This is a genomic window from Mycoplana sp. 10N416 (assembly GCF_056394765.1).
The window spans coordinates 235,438-255,221 of record NZ_JBFTIM010000009.1; the positions used below are offsets into that span (position 1 = coordinate 235,438).

General features: G+C 64.8%; 17 protein-coding genes. 10 read left to right on the forward strand and 7 right to left on the reverse strand.

The features are described 5' to 3' along the window. Window positions 1-200: 200 nt before the first annotated feature. Window positions 201-3,989: a peptidoglycan-binding protein gene (locus AC1DDS_RS19390; RefSeq protein ID WP_477480365.1), complete on the reverse strand. Its 3,789-nt coding sequence runs from the start codon at window positions 3,987-3,989 to the stop codon at window positions 201-203. A 493-nt stretch (window positions 3,990-4,482) separates the two neighbouring features. On the opposite strand from AC1DDS_RS19390, the gene AC1DDS_RS19395 reads away from it, so the two are divergent. From AC1DDS_RS19395 to AC1DDS_RS19410, 4 genes are all read left to right on the forward strand, one after another. Further along, window positions 4,483-6,279 (forward strand): acyl-CoA dehydrogenase C-terminal domain-containing protein, encoded by a 1,797-nt coding sequence (locus AC1DDS_RS19395; RefSeq protein ID WP_477480366.1) that lies wholly within the window; start codon window positions 4,483-4,485, stop codon window positions 6,277-6,279. A 171-nt stretch (window positions 6,280-6,450) separates the two neighbouring features. After that, window positions 6,451-7,659 (forward strand): acetyl-CoA C-acetyltransferase, encoded by a 1,209-nt coding sequence (locus AC1DDS_RS19400; protein ID WP_477480367.1) that lies wholly within the window; start codon window positions 6,451-6,453, stop codon window positions 7,657-7,659. Between the two features lie 54 nt (window positions 7,660-7,713). Then, window positions 7,714-7,893 (forward strand): hypothetical protein, encoded by a 180-nt coding sequence (locus AC1DDS_RS19405; RefSeq protein ID WP_477480368.1) that lies wholly within the window; start codon window positions 7,714-7,716, stop codon window positions 7,891-7,893. Between the two features lie 32 nt (window positions 7,894-7,925). Then, complete coding sequence (locus AC1DDS_RS19410) at window positions 7,926-10,136, forward strand: 3-hydroxyacyl-CoA dehydrogenase NAD-binding domain-containing protein (RefSeq protein WP_477480369.1); 2,211 nt, start codon at window positions 7,926-7,928, stop codon at window positions 10,134-10,136. A 106-nt stretch (window positions 10,137-10,242) separates the two neighbouring features. Here AC1DDS_RS19410 and AC1DDS_RS19415 read toward each other — a convergent pair whose 3' ends face one another. From AC1DDS_RS19415 to AC1DDS_RS19435, 5 genes are all read right to left on the reverse strand, one after another. Further along, complete coding sequence (locus tag AC1DDS_RS19415; RefSeq protein ID WP_477480370.1) at window positions 10,243-10,899, reverse strand: hypothetical protein; 657 nt, start codon at window positions 10,897-10,899, stop codon at window positions 10,243-10,245. Window positions 10,900-11,095: 196 nt separating this feature from the next. Then, window positions 11,096-11,230, reverse strand: coding sequence for a hypothetical protein (locus AC1DDS_RS19420; protein WP_310411356.1), 135 nt, complete (start codon window positions 11,228-11,230; stop codon window positions 11,096-11,098). A 104-nt stretch (window positions 11,231-11,334) separates the two neighbouring features. Next, window positions 11,335-11,793: an N-acetyltransferase family protein gene (locus tag AC1DDS_RS19425; RefSeq protein ID WP_477480371.1), complete on the reverse strand. Its 459-nt coding sequence runs from the start codon at window positions 11,791-11,793 to the stop codon at window positions 11,335-11,337. 95 nt (window positions 11,794-11,888) lie between these two features. Then, window positions 11,889-12,929, reverse strand: a complete 1,041-nt coding sequence (locus AC1DDS_RS19430) for a Tim44 domain-containing protein (RefSeq protein WP_477480372.1) — start codon at window positions 12,927-12,929, stop codon at window positions 11,889-11,891. Window positions 12,930-13,050: 121 nt separating this feature from the next. Continuing rightward, the gene (locus AC1DDS_RS19435; protein ID WP_477480373.1) at window positions 13,051-13,743 is read right to left on the reverse strand and encodes a winged helix-turn-helix transcriptional regulator; all 693 of its coding nucleotides are present in this window, start codon (window positions 13,741-13,743) and stop codon (window positions 13,051-13,053) included. 228 nt (window positions 13,744-13,971) lie between these two features. Between AC1DDS_RS19435 and AC1DDS_RS19440 the strand changes: the two genes are divergently transcribed. The 3 genes from AC1DDS_RS19440 to AC1DDS_RS19450 all read left to right on the forward strand — a co-directional run bounded on the left by AC1DDS_RS19440 (window position 13,972) and on the right by AC1DDS_RS19450 (window position 16,151). Next, complete coding sequence (locus tag AC1DDS_RS19440; protein ID WP_477480374.1) at window positions 13,972-15,123, forward strand: acyl-CoA dehydrogenase family protein; 1,152 nt, start codon at window positions 13,972-13,974, stop codon at window positions 15,121-15,123. Window positions 15,124-15,535: 412 nt separating this feature from the next. After that, window positions 15,536-15,790 (forward strand): hypothetical protein, encoded by a 255-nt coding sequence (locus AC1DDS_RS19445; RefSeq protein ID WP_477480375.1) that lies wholly within the window; start codon window positions 15,536-15,538, stop codon window positions 15,788-15,790. A gap of 7 nt (window positions 15,791-15,797) precedes the next feature. Further along, complete coding sequence (locus tag AC1DDS_RS19450) at window positions 15,798-16,151, forward strand: EF-hand domain-containing protein (protein WP_477480376.1); 354 nt, start codon at window positions 15,798-15,800, stop codon at window positions 16,149-16,151. Between the two features lie 70 nt (window positions 16,152-16,221). On the opposite strand, the gene AC1DDS_RS19455 is transcribed toward AC1DDS_RS19450, so the two are convergent. Beyond that, window positions 16,222-17,106 carry a DMT family transporter gene (locus AC1DDS_RS19455; RefSeq protein ID WP_477480377.1) on the reverse strand — a complete coding sequence of 295 codons (885 nt, stop codon included), beginning with the start codon at window positions 17,104-17,106 and terminating at the stop codon, window positions 16,222-16,224. Window positions 17,107-17,322: 216 nt separating this feature from the next. Here AC1DDS_RS19455 and AC1DDS_RS19460 point away from each other — a divergent pair, with 216 nt between their 5' ends. From AC1DDS_RS19460 to AC1DDS_RS19470, 3 genes are all read left to right on the forward strand, one after another. After that, the gene (locus tag AC1DDS_RS19460) at window positions 17,323-18,207 is read left to right on the forward strand and encodes a DMT family transporter (RefSeq protein WP_477480378.1); all 885 of its coding nucleotides are present in this window, start codon (window positions 17,323-17,325) and stop codon (window positions 18,205-18,207) included. 99 nt (window positions 18,208-18,306) lie between these two features. Continuing rightward, entirely contained in the window at window positions 18,307-18,975 is a 669-nt protein-coding gene (locus AC1DDS_RS19465; RefSeq protein ID WP_477480379.1) for a S24 family peptidase, read from the forward strand. Window positions 18,976-18,988: 13 nt separating this feature from the next. Further along, window positions 18,989-19,777: a thermonuclease family protein gene (locus AC1DDS_RS19470; protein WP_477480380.1), complete on the forward strand. Its 789-nt coding sequence runs from the start codon at window positions 18,989-18,991 to the stop codon at window positions 19,775-19,777. Window positions 19,778-19,784: the final 7 nt, after the last annotated feature.

Genomic DNA, 19,784 nt, shown 5'->3' on the forward strand with positions numbered 1-19,784 from the left:
CGCGCATGATGCCTGCCCGTTCGCAATTTCCATCGCTCACGGTAGCGCCATGCACCCGCACGCAGATGGAAGCCGCCCCCGTATCATTCTGAAGCGGCTTGTGGTTTTTTCATGATCCGTCATGCCCGTGCTCAGGCGGCCCGTCAACTGCTCAACGGCCGACCATCAGGCTTTATGCGCCGCGGCGCATTGGCAAACAGTCAACCTTGCGGCTTGTTGCGCTTCAGCAACTCATTGACGAGCTTGTCATCGATCTTGCCCGTCTCCGGCTGACCGACCGTTTTCTGGAAGGCCTTGATCGCCTGCACGGTCTTCGGCCCCATGCTGCCGTCCGGCGTGCCGGCATCGAAGCCATTGTTGTTGAGGATGGCCTGGATGTTGCGGACCGCCTTCTTCATATCGATGGACGCGGTCTTGGTGCCCTTACCGACCCATTCGTCAGGCAGGTCCACCGAGTTCGCCTTGTCGTCGAGCGGCTGCTCCTTCCAAAGCTCCAGCTTGGCCTTCGCGCTCGAAAGCTGCTCGGGCTTCATGGCATTGGCGACCTCGTCGCGCTTCTCGGCGGCATCCCTGTCTCCGTCGCGGGCGGCGACCGCAAACCACTTGTAGGACTCTTCGAGATCGACCGGGACGCCATTGCCGCGCGCGTAGAGGATCGCCAGGTTGAACTGGCTGTCGCGGACGCCAAGGTCCGCCGCCTTCTTGAACCATTCGGAGGCGGCTGCGAAATCCGGCGCCTTGCCGCCGCCGGTCGCAAGCAGGACGGCGAGGTTGTGCATGGCGCTGGCGTTGCCCTGTCTGGCGGACTGCTCGTAGAGACTGCGAGCCTTGTCGAGATCGCGCTCGACGCCCTGTCCCTTTTCATAAAGGCTGCCGAGACGATACTGAGCCGGAGCAAAACCGCGCTCGGCCGACAATGTGTACCACTTCGCGGATTCCGCCATGTCGATCGAGACGCCGCGGCCGTCGGTGTAGCGCGCACCGATCTCGAACAATGCCAGGCTGTCGCCGTCACCCGCCGATTTGGCCAGCGATGCCGGCTCGATGGTCGGCGGCACGGTGATGACGTCGGCGATCGTGCCGGACGGAGCGCCAGCGCTTGCAACTGTCTGCTCCCCGGGCGGAATATCATTGACGGCCTTGGCCATCGTTGCGACCGGCTCGAAACCGCCGGTCTGGACGGCGATTGAATTGTCGGCCGGCCGTGTCAGCTGCTCGGCGCCGGTCACTGCCAAGGCAGGCGAGGCCGTGTCCATGCCGGTGTTTTCGACCATTGGCTTGGTGATGGCCTCACCCGCAGCAGCGGCGACCTGCGCCGGGGCAGCTTCCTCGAGAATTTCGACGGATGCCGTGTCAGCGGGCATCGCGGCCACGTCGTCCTGGCTTGCAACTTCGCCCGCGGCCGGCTTGGCGTCGGCGGTTTCGGGCGCGGCGATGTCCGCCTGCGCGACCGGCAAAGCCTTGGGCGCCTCGTCGCCACGCACCAGCGTATTGACCAGCGGATAGGACATGATCGCCAGCAGGATCGCGCCGACGGCCATCAGGATCGGACGACGATGGCGGCCGAAGGTCGCGGCAGCCGCGCCGGAGCCGGTCCCCTTCTTTTCCGGAGCGACACGAACGAGGGGATCGGTTTCCTCCGCCGCCATGCGAGCCGCGCGACGAGCCGCCGCGATGAAGTCCGCCTTGCCGGCATCGGCCGATTCAGCCTTGCCTTCCGCGACCTGGTTGGCGCGGACACGCTCAAGGATCTTGCGCACATCCGGCGCACCGGAACCGGGCTCCAGCAGCTGGTTTGCCACTTCGGGGGCGATTTCGTCGCCCGGGTCGATCGACGGGGCGGGATCGATCTGCTGTCGCTCCGCCACAAGCGGCGCTTCCTCCTTCGCCGGCGCGAAGCGGCGTGCGAGGCCGGCGATCAGGCTGGTCCGGCCGGCCTTCTCGGCGGCGGGCTTTGCGACCGCACTTGCGGCGCCATCGACCATCACGGAACCGGCGACATCAACGGCCATTTCGACCTCGCGGTCGGCAATTGCTTCATCCATCGCCTGGTCGTCGCCAGACGTCAAGGTATCGTAGCCGTCGTCGACGAACGGATACTCGTCCTGCATGAGCATCGGCGCAGATACCGGCGGCATCGCAGGCGCGGCCTGCCGCTCCTGTTCGGGGTAGCGGTCATGCGGCGCTTCATAGCGCTCGCCCGGCGCATCCAACTGCTCGAGCCGCCCGGCAATCTGGACCAGCGTGTCGTGCAGCGCCTCGAAGGTTCGAGCCGTACGATCCTCGCTGGAACGCATCACGTCTTCCAGCGTGCGCAGGTCCTCGGCCAACGCCGAGATCGCCGCCATGTCGGAGGGAGCGGCACCCGCGTCACCATGGCGCTGATACGCCTGCATCACCGTCTCGGCGGCCTGACGGGCCGCCTCGATGATGTATTCGTCGTTCGTCGCCATGTAGTCTTCGATCGTCGCCATGCGGCTGTCGAAGTCCGACGGCAGCGCGACCGCAGGCGGCGGCTGCGGCGTGCTGATCAGGGTCGAGAGATTGGCGATCTGGGCTTCCAGGCTGCGCAATGCACCGCCATCGTCCGCCGGCGCCGCGCCCGTGCGGTCGAGCCGCTCGGCGATCGCCTGCAGACGGCTTTCGATCGAAGAGAAACGGTCATTGGCAAAAGGCGTCTCGGCCGGAACGTCCAATTCGTCGATGCGGCGGGCCAGATGGTCGAGCCGCTCCGCCAGCACATCATTGACCGCGCCTTGGTCGAGCGCGTCGATCTTGCGGGAAATATCAGTGAGATGGTGCGTCAGATCGGCGCCTATCGCCGGTGCGCGCTGGCCCTGCTCGATCATCGCCGACAGCTGATCCAGACGCTCTTCGAGACGGATGGCCGCCCTTTCGTGCGTCATTTCCTCGATCCGGTAGGCAAGGGTCTCCAGCCGCTGGCCGAGCCCCTGCTCGGCCGCCGGGCGGCGGGCCATCGCGTCAAGTTGGTCGGCAAGGTCGCCGATGCGGCCTTCGATGCGCTGAAACACCGCTGCCTCGGCGGCAGAATTCTGGGCGCGACCGCTTGCGGCGATCGCCCGACTGATCTCGTCGAGCCTTAGGTCCAACCCCTCGAACTGCGGGGAAAAGCGCCGGTCGTCCTGCTGGACGCTGCGGCCGAGTGCCTCCACCGCTTGCCCCATCGCATGCAGCTGCCGTTCCAGATCGCGCAGAGCCGGAGTGGCGCTGACCGTCTGGATCTGCGCCTTGAGCTCATCCAGCCGATAGGCGAGGGCCACCAGTTCGTCGTCGCGGCTTTGGTCGGAGGCGGTGAGCCTCTGCTCCACATCGTTCCAGCGTCCCTCCATGCGGCGGACGGAATCCTCGCGGGCCAGGCCGTCGAGAACAGAGCGCAGTTGATCGAATTCAACGCGCAGGCCGTCGGCTTCTGACCGGCCGGACTGCCGACCGAGCTGGTTGATGCCCTGGGCGAGCCGCTGCAAATCTTCGCGCACGTCATCGCCATGGTCGCGCGCCTCAGCGGCCTGACGAATGGCGCGCATCTCCGCACGCAGCGTGTCCATCTCGCGGCCGAGACCGTCGGAAATGTCGCGCTTCAGATCCTGCCGCAATCCGACAAGGGCGCGAGCGATCTCCGCCGTGGCGTAGTCGGGGGCAGCCTGCTGTGCTGCATGCTGTGCGGCTTGCTGCTGCGAAGGATACCTGTCTGAGGGACGGGGGTCAGATCGGACGGCCTGCCGTTCGCGGCCCGCCTCCAGCGCGCGCTGGCGCTGCATGATTTCGCCGACCGGATCATCGCGAAGGGGGGTTGCCCGCGCGTTCTCCTGCCGCGGCGGCTCGCTCCGGCCATGGCCGGCCTCTCGCCCGCGTTCCCGTCCGCCCATCAATCCTTCGATTCGCGCCTCCAGACCTTCTATTGTCCGGTTCAGCGCGTCGAATGAAGACCTGTCGCCGTAGCGGGGAGGATTTGCTCGCGATCCGTTCATGTTTTCGCCTCGCTTGGGAGCCCATCGGCTCGCCGGAGAACCTGCGTCGCGCCGACCGTCCTCGGTGCGCGCCGCCTTGCTGATTTATGGGCCGGCAGGATTTTGGTGCCGGCGCTTCCATTCTGATGCACAGGCGGGAGACAAACCTTTAGAAGGCACATCTTTCCCGGACCTGACGCTCCGATCGGCAGGCGAAATCTGAAACGATGAAACTATTTCGTGAGCTGCCCTCAAGCGCCACAATTCACGGAACATGGTAAATAAGCCGTTAACACGGTCGAACTTTTTTAACGATTTGCTCATAGAAAAGGCCGAACGTATCGCGTTGGGACGCCACAACCGTTGCGGGAGAGTGCTCGGTCGCCGATCTGCCCTTGCTCACTCGTGATCTCAGCGTGCGACCAATTTGACGTTTACGCAAACGTCAAATTTTCCTAGTATCCCTGTCAATGCGTGGACAGAGGTCCGTCGAAGAGCCGAGGAACGCGAGACAATGCCCATCTACAAGGCCCCCGTGAACGAAACCATGTTCGTCCTCAACGACGTGCTTGCCATCGAGCGCTTCAATAACCTTCCGGGCTTTGCCGAAGCGTCGTCGGACATGATCGAGGCGATCGCCGGCGAAGCCGCCAAGCTCTCCGAAGAGGTCCTGTTTCCGCTCAACCTTTCCGGCGACCAGGAAGGCTGCAAGCGCAGCGACGACGGTTCGGTCCGCGTGCCGAAGGGTTTCAAGGAGGCGTTCGACCTCTACCGGCAGGGCGGCTGGCTGGGGCTCGCGGTCCCGGAAGAATTCGGCGGCCAGGGACTTCCCTATGTCCTGCACACCGCCGTCGCTGAGTACATGTCGTCGGCCAACATGTCGCTGATGATGTATCCGGGCCTGACCCAGGGCGCGATCGCGGCGATCCTCGTGCATGGCTCGGAAGCACAGAAAGAGGCCTATCTGCCGAAGATGGTATCCGGCACCTGGACCGGCACGATGAACCTCACCGAGCCGCACTGCGGCACCGATCTCGGCATGCTGCGCACCAAGGCGGTACCGAACGGCGACGGCTCCTACCGGATCTCCGGGCAGAAGATCTTCATCTCCGCCGGCGAACACGACATGTCGGAGAACATCGTCCATCTCGTGCTCGCCCGCATCGAGGGCGCGCCGGAGGGTACGAAGGGCATTTCGCTCTTCGTCGTGCCGAAGTTCCTGCTGAACGAGAACGGCGAACCGGGCAAGCGCAACGGCGTTTCCTGCGGCGCCGTCGAGCACAAAATGGGCATTCACGGCAACGCCACCTGCGTGATGAACTACGACGAGGCCACCGGCTACCTGATCGGCGCGGAGAACAAGGGCCTCAACGCCATGTTCGTGATGATGAACGAGGCGCGCCTGGGTGTCGGCCTGCAGGGGCTCGCCGTCGCCGAGGCCGCCTATCAGAACGCCGCCAATTATGCCCGCGAACGCATCCAGGGCCGGTCGCTCTCCGGGCCGAAGGCACCCGACAGGCGCGCCGATCCGATCATCGTTCATCCCGACGTCCGCCGCGCGCTGCTGACCATCAAGGCCTGGAACGAAGGCGGGCGCGCCTTTCTGCTCTGGACAGCGCTGCAGTCCGACATTGCCCATCGCGCCGCGGACGAAACGGAGCGGCAGGCCGCCGACGATCTTCTCGGGCTGATGACGCCGATCCTGAAGGGTGTTCTGACCGACAAGGGCTTCGACCACGCGGTGATGGCTCAGCAGGTGTTCGGCGGCCACGGTTATATCGAAGAGCACGGCATGAGCCAGTATGTGCGCGATGCGCGCATCGCCATGATCTACGAGGGCGCCAACGGCATCCAGGCGCTCGACCTCGTCGGCCGCAAGCTCGGCATGAACGGCGGCCGCGCCGTCATGGCGCTGTTCAAGGAGATCGGTGACTTCTGCGAGGAGAGCCGCGCCGACGAGAGCCTCTCCTTCTTCACCAAGCACCTGAAAAAGGGGCTGAACGACCTGCAGGCCGCCACCATGTGGTTCATGCAGCACGCGATGGCCAAGCCCGACAATGCCGGCGCTGGCTCCACCGACTACATGCACCTCTTCGGCCTCGTCGTCGTCGGCTACATGTGGGCGAAGATGGCGAAGGCAGCACAGGCAGGACTGACGACCGGTGCCGGCGAGCGCGAGGCGTTCCTGCGCAACAAGCTGATCACCGCCCGCTTCTTCATGGAGCGCATCATGCCGGAAACGGCGCTGCGCAAGGCCCGCATCGAGACCGGCGCCGAGACGATGATGGCGCTTCCGGCCGAGGCATTCTAACAGTTTGCCCTCACCCCACCCTCTCCCCGCTTGCGGAGAGAGGGAGTACAGTCGCCGCGGCATCGTCCCTTCGCCCCACTTGCGGGGAGAAGGTGTTGGCAGGCGGATGAGGGGCCGGCGGACGAAGAGAGAGATTGACGGCGCAGCCGCGCCGATAGGGAGAAGAGATTAATGACCGACGTCTTCATCTACGACCACGTGCGCACCCCGCGCGGGCGCGGCAAGAAGGACGGGGCGCTGCACGAGGTGCCCTCCGTCCGCCTCGCAGCGAAAGTGCTCGAGGCCATCCGCGACCGCAACGGGCTCGACACATCGAAGGTCGACGACATCATCATGGGTTGCGTCGATCCGGTGATGGACGCCGGCGCCGTCATCCCCAAGGCGGCCGCCTTCGAGGCCGGCTATTCCTCCAGGGCCCCTGGCATGCAGATCTCGCGCTTCTGCGCCTCCGGCCTGGACGCCGTCAACTTCGGCGCCGGCAAGATTGCGCAAGGCGCCGACGATCTCGTCATCGCCGGCGGTGTCGAAAGCATGTCGCGGGTCGGCATGGGCATGTCCGGCGGCTCCTGGTACATGGACCCCTCCGTCAATTTCCCCGCCTACTTCATGCCGCAGGGCGTCTCCGCCGACCTGATCGCCACCAAATACGGCTTCTCCCGCGACGACGTCGACGCATATGCGGTCGAGAGCCAGAAGCGCGCCGCCAACGCCTGGGACAAGGGATACTTCAAGAACTCCGTCATCGCCGTCAAAGACATCAATGGACTGACTATCCTCGACCGCGACGAGCACATGCGCCCAGGCACGGACATGCAGGCGCTTGCCCAGCTCAACCCCTCCTTCCAGATGCCGGGCGAGATGGGCGGCTTCGAGGCCGTCGCCATCCAGGCGCACCCGGAGATCGAGGCGATCAACTACGTCCACCATGCCGGCAATTCGTCCGGCATCGTCGACGGTTCCTCGGCCGTCCTCATTGGCTCGAAGGAAGGCGGCGCGATCCTCGGCAGGAAGCCGCGCGCCCGCATCAAGGCTTTCGCCAACATCGGCTCCGATCCGGCACTGATGCTGACCGGCCCGGTCGACGTGACCGAGAAGCTCCTGAAGCGCGCCGGCATGCAGTTGTCCGACATCGACCTGTTCGAGCTGAACGAGGCCTTTGCCGCCGTCGTGCTGCGCTACTGCCAGGCCTTCGAGATCCCGCACGACCGGATCAACGTCAACGGCGGCGCGATCGCCATGGGCCACCCGCTCGGGGCCACCGGCGCGATGATCCTCGGCACGGTGCTGGACGAACTGGAGCGTCGCGACCTCAACACCGCGCTGGTGACGCTCTGCATCGGCGCCGGCATGGGCACGGCGACGATCATCGAGCGCGTCTGACACATGAGCAAGGTGCGGCCGGATCGGGAGCTATACAGAGACGAAAGAAACGGAGTGCAACGTGAGCTCGCCCATATCTATCGCGAGAGGGATATGAAGGACGACTATGAGGCCTTCACCCGGGTCGAGACCAAGGAGGAAGTCCGTGTGCACAAGGCCGAACTCCGCGGCTTCATGCTTCTCACCGCCCTGTTTGTCGGCATCACCGGCCTTGCGATCGCCGTCCTCTGGTAGGGGACAAGAGTTTAAGGGAGAGGAATCCCACCATGAGTGCATACAAAAACTTCACGATCGAAACCGACGCCGACGGGATCGCGCTCGTCACCTGGGACATGCCCGGCAAGTCGATGAACGTGCTGACCGTCGAGGTGATGGAAGAACTCGACGCGATCATCGACCAGACGGTCGCCGACGCTGGGGTCAAAGGCGTCGTCATCACCTCCGGCAAGTCCTCCTTCTCCGGCGGCGCCGACCTGTCGATGATCAAGTCGATGTTCACGCTGCAGCAGGAGGAAAAGGCGAAGGATCCGGCCCAAGCCGTCGAAAAGCTGTTCGCGCTGACCGGCCAGATGAGCGGGCTGTTCCGCAAGCTTGAGACCTGTGGCAAGCCCTGGGTGTCCGCCATCAACGGTACCTGCATGGGGGGCGCCTTCGAGCTGTCGCTCGCCTGCCATGGCCGCGTCGCCTCGAATGCCAAGTCGGTCAAAATCGCGCTACCCGAGGTCAAGGTCGGCATCTTCCCTGGCGCCGGTGGCACCCAGCGCGTGCCGCGGCTGGCGAACACCCAAGACGCGCTGCAGATGATGACCACCGGCTCGTCGCTTTCGGCCGCGCGCGCCAAGGCGATGAATCTCCTGCATCAGGTCGTCGCTCCCGAAGACCTGATTTCTGCCGCCAAGCAGATGATCAAGGACGGCCTGAAGCCGGTCGCGCCCTGGGACGAGAAGGGCTTCAAGGTTCCGGGCGGCGGCATCTGGACGCCGGCCTCGGCTCAGCTCTGGCCGGCCGCCCCGGCCATCCTACGTCGCGAGACGGCCGGCAACTATCCGGCTGCCCTCGCGATCCTCAAATGCGTCTACGAGGGCCTGCAACTGCCCTTCGACACGGCGCTGAAGGTCGAGCAGCGCTACTTCACCCATATCCTGCAGACCACCGAGGCTTTCTCGATGATCCGCTCGCTGTTCATCTCCACCCAGGAGTTGGGCAAGGGCGCGCGCCGGCCGGCCGGCGTGCCGAAGAGCGAGTTCAAGAAGGTCGGTATCGTCGGTGCCGGCTTCATGGGCGCCTCGATCGGCTATGTCACTGCTGCCGCCGGCATCCCCGTCGTTCTGATCGACCGCGACCAGGAGGCGGCCGACAGGGGCAAGACCGTTTGCGAGGGTCTCGTTTCCGGCAGCGTCGCCAAGGGCCGGATCAGCAAGGAGGAAGGCGAAAAACTGCTGTCGCTGATCACGCCGACACCGGACTATGCCGCGCTTTCCGACGCCGACCTCGTCATCGAGGCGGTGTTCGAAGACCGCGATGTGAAGAAGGCCGTCACCGAGAAGGTCGAGGCCGTTCTGCCGGAGGGCGCAATCTACGCCTCCAATACCTCGACGCTGCCGATCACCGGCCTTGCGAAGAACTCAAGCCGCCCGGCCCAGTTCATCGGCATCCACTTCTTCTCGCCGGTCGAGAAGATGATGCTGACCGAGGTGATCCTCGGCAAGGAGACGGGTGACAAGGCGCTGGCCGTCGCCCTCGACTACGTGGCCGCGATCAGGAAGACGCCGATCGTCGTCAACGACACGCGTGGCTTCTACGTCAACCGCTGCGTCTTCCGCTATATCGGCGAGGCCTACGACATGCTGATCGAGGGCGTACCGGCGGCGATGATCGAGAACGCGGCAAAGATGGCCGGCATGCCGGTCGGGCCGCTGTCGCTCAACGACGAGGTGGCCGTCGATCTCTCCTACAAGATCTTCAAGGCGGCGATCGCCGACCTCGGCCCGCAGTCCGTCGACCCGCGTCACATGGACCTGGTGACGAAGCTCGTTGAGGACGGGCGCCTTGGCCGCAAGAGCGCCAAGGGCTTCTACGACTACCCGCCGAAGCCGGCCAAGAAGCGCCTGTGGCCGGGCCTGAAGGACCTCTATCCGCAGCAGAAGCCGGAAGACGTCGACGTGAAGGTGCTGAAGGAGCGGCTGCTCGTGACGATCGCGCTGGAAGCGGCCCGCACGGTCGAGGAAGGCATCGTCACCGATCCGCGCGAGGCCGATGTCGGCTCCATCCTTGGCTTCGGCTTTGCCCCCTATACCGGCGGCACGCTCTCCTACATCGACGGCATGGGTGTGGCGACCTTCGTGGCGCTGTGCGAGACGCTCGCCAAGAGCTACGGCGATCAGTACAAGCCGACGCCGCTGCTGTTCGACATGGCCGCCAAGGGCGAGACCTTCTATGGCCGGTTCGACCCGTTTGGAAAGAAGGCGGCGGCATAGGCCGTCGTACCTGACCGCAACAGATACATCTCACCAAAGGGCGGGGGCCGCGGCGCCCGCCCTTGTTTCCGGCATCACAGCGCGCAGTTGTCCACGCGTCTTCCGCTCAGTAGCAGGGCGGATAGGGGTAGTAGCCGCAGGCCGGCGCGTAGGGGCGGTAATACGGGGCGGCCGCGTAACCGGCGCCAGCTGCCGCACCGGCATACCAGGCGCCGCGATAGGCGGTCCGACGCGCGACCCCGGCAAAGGACGCGGGCGTTCTCGGCAGCCCTATGATGTCGATGAAGATCGATGCCGGGCCATCGGCACCGTCGAGGCTCCCCTCGAGGACCTCCACGGCGAAGGCCAGCCGATCACCCTCGCGCTTGGGCGATTTGAGCACGACGACGGCATCCCGGATCGTCTTGCCGTCCTTGCTGAAAGCCGAGACCGTCGCATTCGGCGGGTCCTTGGCGAAACTGTCGCTGCCTTCCGCCCATTCCTCGAGAAGGTGATCCGTCAGCGCGTGGCCCGCCGACCGTACCGGACGATCGGCGAATATGACGGCGTTCGTCGATACACCGGTCAGCGTCAGCGTGTCGCCCGTAAGGCTGGCGCCGTCCGAATTCAGAACGATCAGCGAGGGCACGATATCGGGCTTCGCCTGGCCAATCGTTTTCTGCAAGGGAACATGGGCCGGTGCCGGCTGTGCGCTCTGGCTGAACGCCGTCGCCGGAATGAGGGTGAACATGAGAACAGTCAGCATCTGCGTGGCACGAATCATCGACCCCTCCAAGGAAGTGTGCTTCGATCAATCCATTGCAGGGAAGAAAATCCCCGATCGCATACTGCTCGGCGCGCGATCAATTCGCGCACCGCAAAACCTTGTTAAACGTGCAAGACCAATCCAGTCTAGGGCATACAACCGGGCCCCGCAAGGATCCCCGATCGAGGCCATGCGGAAGTCGAGAGCAACTAACTCAGTTGATCGGGATGCGAATTCCGCCGCCGGGCTCCGGTGGGCGGGCGTAGTCCGTGTTGTTGGCTGCGCTCTTGGCGCATCCGGAAACGGTCAGCAGCAGAAGCGCGGTTGCGGCGAAGGTCTTGAACGACATGGGATTCTCCGATCCGGATTGCAAACCAAAGGCGCACTGACAGAAAATCAGCCGCGCATCTGGACCTTTCATTGAAGCCAGAAACGAAGCCAGGGCAAGCCTGCTCAGAGCGAAAGCTTGTAGCCGACATGGCTGGCGATGAAGCCAAGGCCTTCGTAGAAGCGGTGCGCGTCGGGGCGGCTCTTGTCCGTCGTCAGTTGCACCAGCCCGCAGCCGCGGTCGCGACATTCCGCAATCGCCCATTCGAACATGCGGTGACCCAGCCCCTCCCCGCGCCGGCCGCTTTCGACGCGGACCGCCTCGATTTGACCTCGCCAGGCGCCGCCGCGCGACAGGCCCGGGATGAAGGTGAGTTGCAGGGTGCCGACGACCTCCTCGCCATCGACGGCGACTGCGAGCAATTGGTTCGGATCGGCGTCGATCGCCGCGAAGGCCGCCTCATAGGCGGTGTCCGGCATCTCACTCCGGATCTCGCGTTGTGCGCCCAACGGATCGTCGGCAAGAAGCGCAACGATGGCGGCAAGTTCGCGCGGCTCGGCCTTGCGGAAGTGGATGTTCCTCATGACGGCATCCCTATCCCGCTCGGCCCACCACCGCAAGAACGACGAAGGGGCGCAACACGGCTGCGCCCCTTCGCTCTCAAAGAATGTGCGTCGTGCTACGCCGCCTCGGTGCCCTGGATGGCGGACACCAGCCAGTCGGACCCCGGCTTGCGCACGAAGGTCCAGACCTCGACCGACTCGGTCAGGTTGTCCGGATCGCCGCTTACGACCTTACCGGTCGCCCGGTCGCGCATCACGTCGATGCTCTCGTAGCGCATCGCGACCGTCGCGTAGTCGGCGCCGTCCTCATTCCATGCCTCGGCGACATCGCCCTGGACGAGATGAACGTCACGCACCTCGTTCTTCACACCGCTGGTGGCGTTGTCGCTCAACTCCTCGGCGAGCCACGACATCGCCTCCGGTGTCGTCAGCTTGCGCAGCGCCGCATAGTCCTCGGCGCCATAAGCGGCCTGGACGCCCTTCAGCATGGTTTCGAACTGCTCGAGGTCCTCCTGGCGGACGCCGATCTCGTCCGGCTGCTGCGGGGCGGCCGCTGCGCCACCACCCAACGCGCCACCCGAGGCACTGCCCAAGCCCGCACCCAGCCCGCTGCCGATGCGGGGTATTGAGAAGGACGGCACGCCGGAACCGGTCGAACCCGCGGCCGCCGTCCGCGACATCGATGCCCCTGCCCCACCGAGCGCGGGCTGGCTGCCGCGGCCGAAGAAGCGCATGGCCAGCATGATTGCACCGATGACCAGGCCCGCCTGCAGCAGCAGGCCGAGGAAGCCGGCTGCGCCGCCAAGGCCGTTGCCCATCAGCATGCCGATCAGGCCGCCCATCATCAGGCCGCCGAGCAATCCGCCGGCGAGACCGCCGAACATGCCAGGCCGCTGGGCCGCGGGCCGATTAGCGCCCGGCGCCTGCTGGTTGGCACCGGGGGCCTGCTGGCCCGCCGGCTTCTGCGTCATGCTCCGGTCGATCGGCGCTGTCTGCGTCGGTGCCGTGCGCGTCGCAGGCGGCGGTGAGAACGTGCGCGTGCCGCGGCTGCCGAAGCCGCCACCGCCCGCGCGGCGCGCCTCCGCCACGTCGACCGCAGTCACCATCACCATGACGGCGACGCCGATCATCGCGAAAATTCGTCCAAAACGCTGCATGCCAAGCCTTCCCATTGTCTGTTCCCACGCCATCGAGGCGCCTCGGCGCGATATAGGGTCTGGCGTTTCCGAGTGTAAGGTCGCGGCCGGCTTTTTCTCGCGCCCCGCGATCACGTAAATGTCAGGAGACCCGGCGGGGCTCCGGGGCGAACTTGCTGAGCCCGAGCCATTGCTGCATGGCATTGGCTATGCTGGGGTCGCCATCGAACTCGACGTTTCCGGCCTCGACCTCCCGGCGAACGACGGAAAGGCCCATCCAGATCGCCGTCATGCTGCGCAGCGAACTGGTCACCAGCAGGTCGATCTCGAAGCCGGGATCGAACCCGCACAGATCGACGGCCCCTTCATCCACCACCAGCCACCAATTCTGCCGGGCGAGCGGCAACTCGGGGTACAGAAACTGAATCGTGCAGCGGCTTTTCGGCAGCGGTTGCGGGTTCAGATTGCGGCGCATGTCCCACATCAGGAGCGACGGATCGAGGTTCTTCAGCGAAAGCTGCGAATCCACCCAACGCTGTCCCCACTGCCCCATGCCCATGATGATCGGCTGCAGGTCCTCGCCGGACGGGGACAGGCGGTACTCCGTCACGCCCTTCTCGCCCGCCGCCGTGACGATAACACCGGCGCGTTCCAGCTCCTTCAGGCGCTTGGACAGGAGCGCCGGCGACATGCGCGGCACGCCGCGACGCAGGTCGTTGAAGCGCGTTGTGCCGCACAGGAACTCGCGCAGGATCAGCACGGTCCAGCGGGTGCAGAGTATTTCGGCGGCCATCGATACGGGACAGAACTGGCCGTAGCTTCCATGCTCTTCCATGATCATCACCGGCGGTAGAGTTCCGCCGCGATCATAGTCCAAAATGCCGGCCGCGGCCAACGGGTGGTACAGTTCGTGAACTGGACGAAAATCCTGGATGGGAGGAGCCTGCCATGGTCCAGCGCATAGCTCCGAAAATCGGACCGATTCTCGGAGAGGATTATGCGCCGTCCAGAGCGTTGCTGCTTTCGCGTCCAGTCAGGAGCGACACAGCAAGAGGAGGAGCCAATGAATACAATGGCAGAGACGTCCGACAAGCATCATGACGATCCGGTCGAAATTGCGAAGACCCTGGCGCCCATGCTCGCCGAGCGCGCGGCCCGGTACGATGAAGGCGATCTGTTCGTCGCGGAAAATTATGACCTGCTGAGGCAATCGGGCCTGGTCGAAGCCGGCGTGCCGTGTGAACTGGGCGGCGGCGGCGCCGAGGTTCGCCAACTGGCCGAGATGCTGCGGGTGATGGCCCATGCCTGCTCCTCGACGGCGCTGGCCTTTTCGATGCACACCCATCAGGTGGCTATCCCCGCCTGGCGCTGGCGACACCAGCAGGTTGCCGCCGTCGAGCCGCTGCTGCGGCGGGTCGCCGCCGAGAAGCTGATCCTGCTGTCCAGCGGCGGTTCCGACTGGATCGGCGGCTCGGGCAAGGCGACGAAGGTCGAGGGCGGATACCGAATCTCGGCGCGCAAGGTCTTTACCTCCGGCGCCGCCGCCGGCGATCTGCTGATGACCGGCGCGGTCGTCGAAACGGCCGAGGGACCGGACGCCGTTATCCATTTCGCTGCGCCGATGAAGGCGCCGGAAGTCAGCGTCGTCGAGACCTGGCGCACGCTCGGCATGCGCGGAACGGGCTCGAACGACGTCATCATCGACAACCTCTTCATTCCGGATGCAGGGATATCGTTGACGCGCCGCGCCGGCGAGTGGCATCCGGTGTTCCAGATCATCGCCACCACTGCCTTTCCGCTGATCTATGCGGTCTATCTCGGCGTTGCCGAGAGCGCGCGCGACATCGCGCTGGAGACGGCCCGCAAGCGGCACCCCAGTCCGACCATGCTTGATCTTGCCGGGCGGATGGAGACGTCGCTCAGGGCTGCGCAGATGGCGCATCGCTGGATGGTCGAGACCGTCGAGCGCAACACGCCGTCTGCAGACAGCGTCAACGAGATGATGATCGGCCGCTCGTTGGTGGCGAAGAATGCAATCGCGGCCGTCGAGCTCGCCATGGAACTGGCGGGCGGAGCCGGCTTCTACCGCAGCCTCGGCCTCGAGCGCCGATTCCGCGATATCCAGGGCGCCCGCTTCCACCCGCTGCAGCCGGGTCCGCAGGCCCAATATGCCGGCGCCATGGCGCTTGGCCACTCGGTCGCAAACATTTTCTGACCGATCGCCCTCTCTCCGTAGCTTCGGAGCGGGGGCCACGCATTCGTGGCTTTTCTCGCGGCCGGGATCGTACACGCGTTGCCAGCGCAACCGCCGGGCCATACCGATCTGCCGATTTTGGCGGGCGGTGTGAACGCCTGTAATAGATCCTGATCGCGGTCGAGTTGCCATCACTTCGCGTCGATTGTAGGATGGCGGCGTCCACACCGAAGGCGTGGATCGAACCCCCGAGTTGCGGATGCCGTTTGGCCCGCGCTCATGAATTGCATTGTGCTGACGGCAACCTTTAGCTGGATGCATGCAATCGACGATCAGCCGCCAAGGGTCATCCAAGCTACGACTAATCTCGGTATTCATTGCGGCCCGAATTGGCGATTCCGTGAGAAGCGAAGAGAAATACTTGGAGGGTAAGATGAAGAAATATACGGCCACCATTCTCGTTGGTGCCACATTCGCCCTGTCGGCTTGCGCATCGCAGCCGGTCTCCCAGAGCGTCATCGACCGTAACACCGAGTTTGCCTGCGTCGCCGGAACGGTCGGCGGAGCGATCGTCGGTGGCCTCGCCGGCGCCACCATCGGTGCTGGAACCGGGCAGATTGCCGCCATCGGTGGCGGTATCGGTGTCGGCGGGGTTGTCGGCAATCTCCTGACTTGCAGATACAGGTGAGGCGCGCATGAGGCTAACAATTTTTGTGGTTGCCCTCGTGGCGTGCCAGGGTGTCGGTGCCGTTGCCCAGGCGCAAACGGCACAGATGCACCAGGGTCAGAAGGATCAACTCGATACCAACAAGGATGGAGTGGTGCAGCGCTCGGAATACCAGGCCTTCATGAAAAGGGCCTTCGCCAACCTGGACAAGAACAAGGACGGGGTGCTGGTGGATTCGGAGGTCACGGGCGTCCTGAACGCCGACCAGTTCGCCGCCACCGACGCCAACTCCAACGGCAGCATCACGCAGACCGAGTTCATGAACCGGGTGATGGCCGACTTCGCCGCGGCAGACAAAAGCGGCGACGGGAAACTGCAATGACCGACCTCTGACGCCGGCTGGTTCGCCGACACCGTTCGGCCACCAGCCGGCATCGGCCGGTCGAACAATGCTACGTCCGTGTTTCGGTTGGTTGACGTGTAAAGCGCTCCGCGGCGATGATGATCATGCCGGCGGAGAAAATCAGCACCGCGCCGATGAAGACATTGTGCGCCGGGACCTCGTTCCAGATCAGGAAGCCGAGGATAAAGCCCCATACCAGTGAGGAATACTCGAAGGGCGCCAGGAGCGACACCTCCGCCCGCCGCATGCCCTCGAACAACGCAAATTGCGCGATACCGGCGAGAACGCCGGTTCCGATCATCAGCGCGAAGTCCGAAAGGGCGAATGGCAGCCAGACGAATGGGGCGACCAGTCCTGTGAACAGGATCAGAAAGCCGCTGGAGATCGTCATCTGCACCAGAGTGGTTTCCTGAAGCGCGGTCTTCCGCAGCAGGATGGTGCCGATCCCCCAGAAGACCGCCGCCTGCAGGGCAAGATAGACCGGAAGCGAGATGGTCATCCCCTTGCCGAACACGTCGCAGGCGATCAGTACGCCGAGGAACCCGGTCAGGACGGCCACCCAGCGGTTCAGCGGCACGGCCTCGCCCAGGATCGGGATGGCCAGCACGGTCACGATGATCGGCGAGGCGTAGTAGAGCGTCGTCAACTCCGCCAGACCGAGATCGCGCGAGGCCGTGTAGTAGGAGAGCCAGGCTGCGAGCAGCAGCAGGTTGCGCACGAACATCGGCTTCAGAATTGGCGATACGGACGCGCGACGCAGAAGCGGTCCGCGTCCGTATACGGCGCAGATTGCAAAGATCGTCACGCTGCGCACGAACAGGACCTGCCAGATGGGAAGGGCCGCCACGAGCCACTTGACCGAAGCGTCCTGGACCGAAAACAGGAAATAGGAAAAGCTCGTCAGCAGGATGCCGGAAAGGATGCGCTTGTGCACGGGTGGGACTCCGGGCGCGAGACCGAATGCGCCCACGCCACTGATAGCGCCGGAGGCGGGCTTGCGAAAGAGGCCAGAAATAGCCCATCGCGATCTCCTGAGGCGCTTCCCTGTGCTCGTCCGCCGGGGTCCCCCGTTGCCCAGCCGCCGTGTCCGCTTTCCCTGATAGAGCGGATTGCAGGTGCATTGCGGGCTGCCGCGGTATATGGCGGAGCCATGGATATGAAACGCAGCGGCTACATCTTCACCCTCCTGGCGATTGTCATCTTCGCCATACAGGACGGCATCTCCAAGCATCTCGGCGCTCTCTACCCGCCGGCCTTTATCGCGATGATCCGCTTCTGGGCCTTCGCCGCGTTCACCATCCTGATGGCTGCGCGCTCCAAGGGCGGGCTGCGGACTGCGGCGGCGACCAGGCGGCCGGTCCTTCAGATCCTGCGCGGCGTCATGCTGGCAGCACAGATCGTCATCGTCATCACGTCGCTGGCCAAGGTGGGGCTGGCGCATTCGCAGGCGATTTTTTCCGCAACGCCGCTGTTCGTCGCCCTCCTCTCCGTGCCGCTGCTGGGCGAGAAGGTCGGCTGGCGCCGCTGGACGGCCATCCTTCTCGGGCTCATCGGCGTGCTCGTCATCCTCGATCCAGGTCGGGATGGCATCGAGCCGATGCTGCTGCTCCCGCTGGCCGCGGCCGCGGTCTTCTCGCTCTATGTCATCGCCACCCGGCTCGTCAGCCGCGACGATTCGGCCACCACGAGCTTTTTCTACATCGGTACCGTCGGCGCGATCACCCTCTCGTTCGTCGGCCCGTTCTACTGGACAGGACTTGCGCCGGTCGACTGGGGCTGGATGGCGTTGCTGTGCATCACCGGCATGGCAAGCCACTATTTTCTGATCCGCGCCTATGACCTGCTCGATGCGGCCGCCGTCCAGCCGCTGACCTATCTGCAACTGGTCTTTGCAGGTATCATGGGCGTGACCCTTTTCGGCGAGCGGCTGACGCCCAACATGATCGTCGGTTCGGCCATCGTGGTCGGCGCTGGCATCTTCACCATCTGGCGCGAGAGCGTCGTCGCCCGGCGCAAAGTCAACCGCGAGCCATGAGGATTATTTTCCTTTTTTCTTTACTAAGAACCGCCGCTTCGCTATGCTCGACCCCAACCGGCGCAGGTTCACCTGCGCCGCTGAGCAGGACGAACGACGATGTTTTCGCACGAAAGGATCTGGGCGGCAATCGATGCCCTGGCCGAACGCCACCGGCTTTCGCCGTCCGGGCTCGCCCGGCGTGCCGGGCTTGATCCGACATCTTTCAACAAGTCGAAACGGCTGGGCACGGACGGACGGCTGCGCTGGCCCTCGACGGAATCGATCGCAAAGGTTCTGGACGCGACGGGGGCGACGATCGATGAATTCATCGGTCTCGAAACCTCAGGTTACAACCGCACCGCCACTCTGCCCCAAGGCACCTTTCCACCCCAATCGGGCTCTATTCCGCTGCTCGGCTTCGCGCAGGCCGGCGCCGGCGGCTTCTTCGACGACGGCGGATTTCCCGCCGGCCAGGGCTGGGATGTCGTCGATTTCCCCGCGTCGCCGGAGCGCAAGCAGGGCGTCTACGCCCTTGAAGTCCAGGGCGACAGCATGATGCCGCTCTATCGTGACGGCGACGTGTTGATCGTCGAGCCGGCCGCGCAGGTGCGCCGGGGCGATCGGGTCGTCGTCAAAACCAGGGAGGGCGAGGTGATGGCAAAGGTCCTGCACCGGCAGAGCCCGCGCTCGATCGAACTGCTGTCGCTCAATCCGGACCACCCCAACCGGTCTTTCGACATCCGGGACATCGAGTGGATCGCCCGGATCATCTGGGCCAGTCAGTGATGCGGAGGTTTCCTTGACGTCGTCTGCGGCAAAGTCCCAAGGCCAGACGTTTGCCGGGGGCCTTGCCTGTATCGGCGCGACGGTGCTCATAATTGCCCTTGGCGCCGGACAGATCCGAGACCGTGAAGCTGCCGGCGGTCCGCAGTTCACGCTCGAGGTGCCGGACCCCAGCACCATCGGCCCGGCCGGCGAGGACGATATTCCCATGCCCTTGCCGGAAGCAGGCGCGGCAGCAACCGACAGCGCAGGAGCGGACAGCGTCGCGCAAACGGCCCCGGCAGCGGACCCGGCCGAGATGCAGCCCGATCATGCGGACAGTTCTCCGGGCGGCTTGCCCCCACCGGTGGCCGAACCCGTGGCGCTGGCGCGCCCGATCGTGCTTGCCGCCGGCCGATTCAGCATCGGCGGCAAGGTTCTGGAGCTCGACCGGATCGTTCCGGTCCCGGTCAATCGCCAATGCACGGACACATCCGGTGAAGGATGGCCATGCGGGCGAATGGCGCGCACGGCCTTTGCCAATCTGGTGCGCGGCCGCACGATCGACTGCGAGGTGCCGTCGGCAGAATGGAACGGTACGGCCATCGCCCGCTGCACGCTGGCGGGCAAGGATCTTTCGCAGTGGCTTGTGGAAAACGGCTGGGCCGAAGCCCGTCCTCACTCGCCCCTCGCAACCAGTGCCGAAACCGCACGGCAGGCCGGCCTTGGGCTGTTTAGTCCTGATCCGCGCCGCCGCGGAACCAGGCCGCAAGACAGCACCAGCCATGGCGACCCCATGAGCGATACCCAACACCAGCAGCCTTGAAAGACCC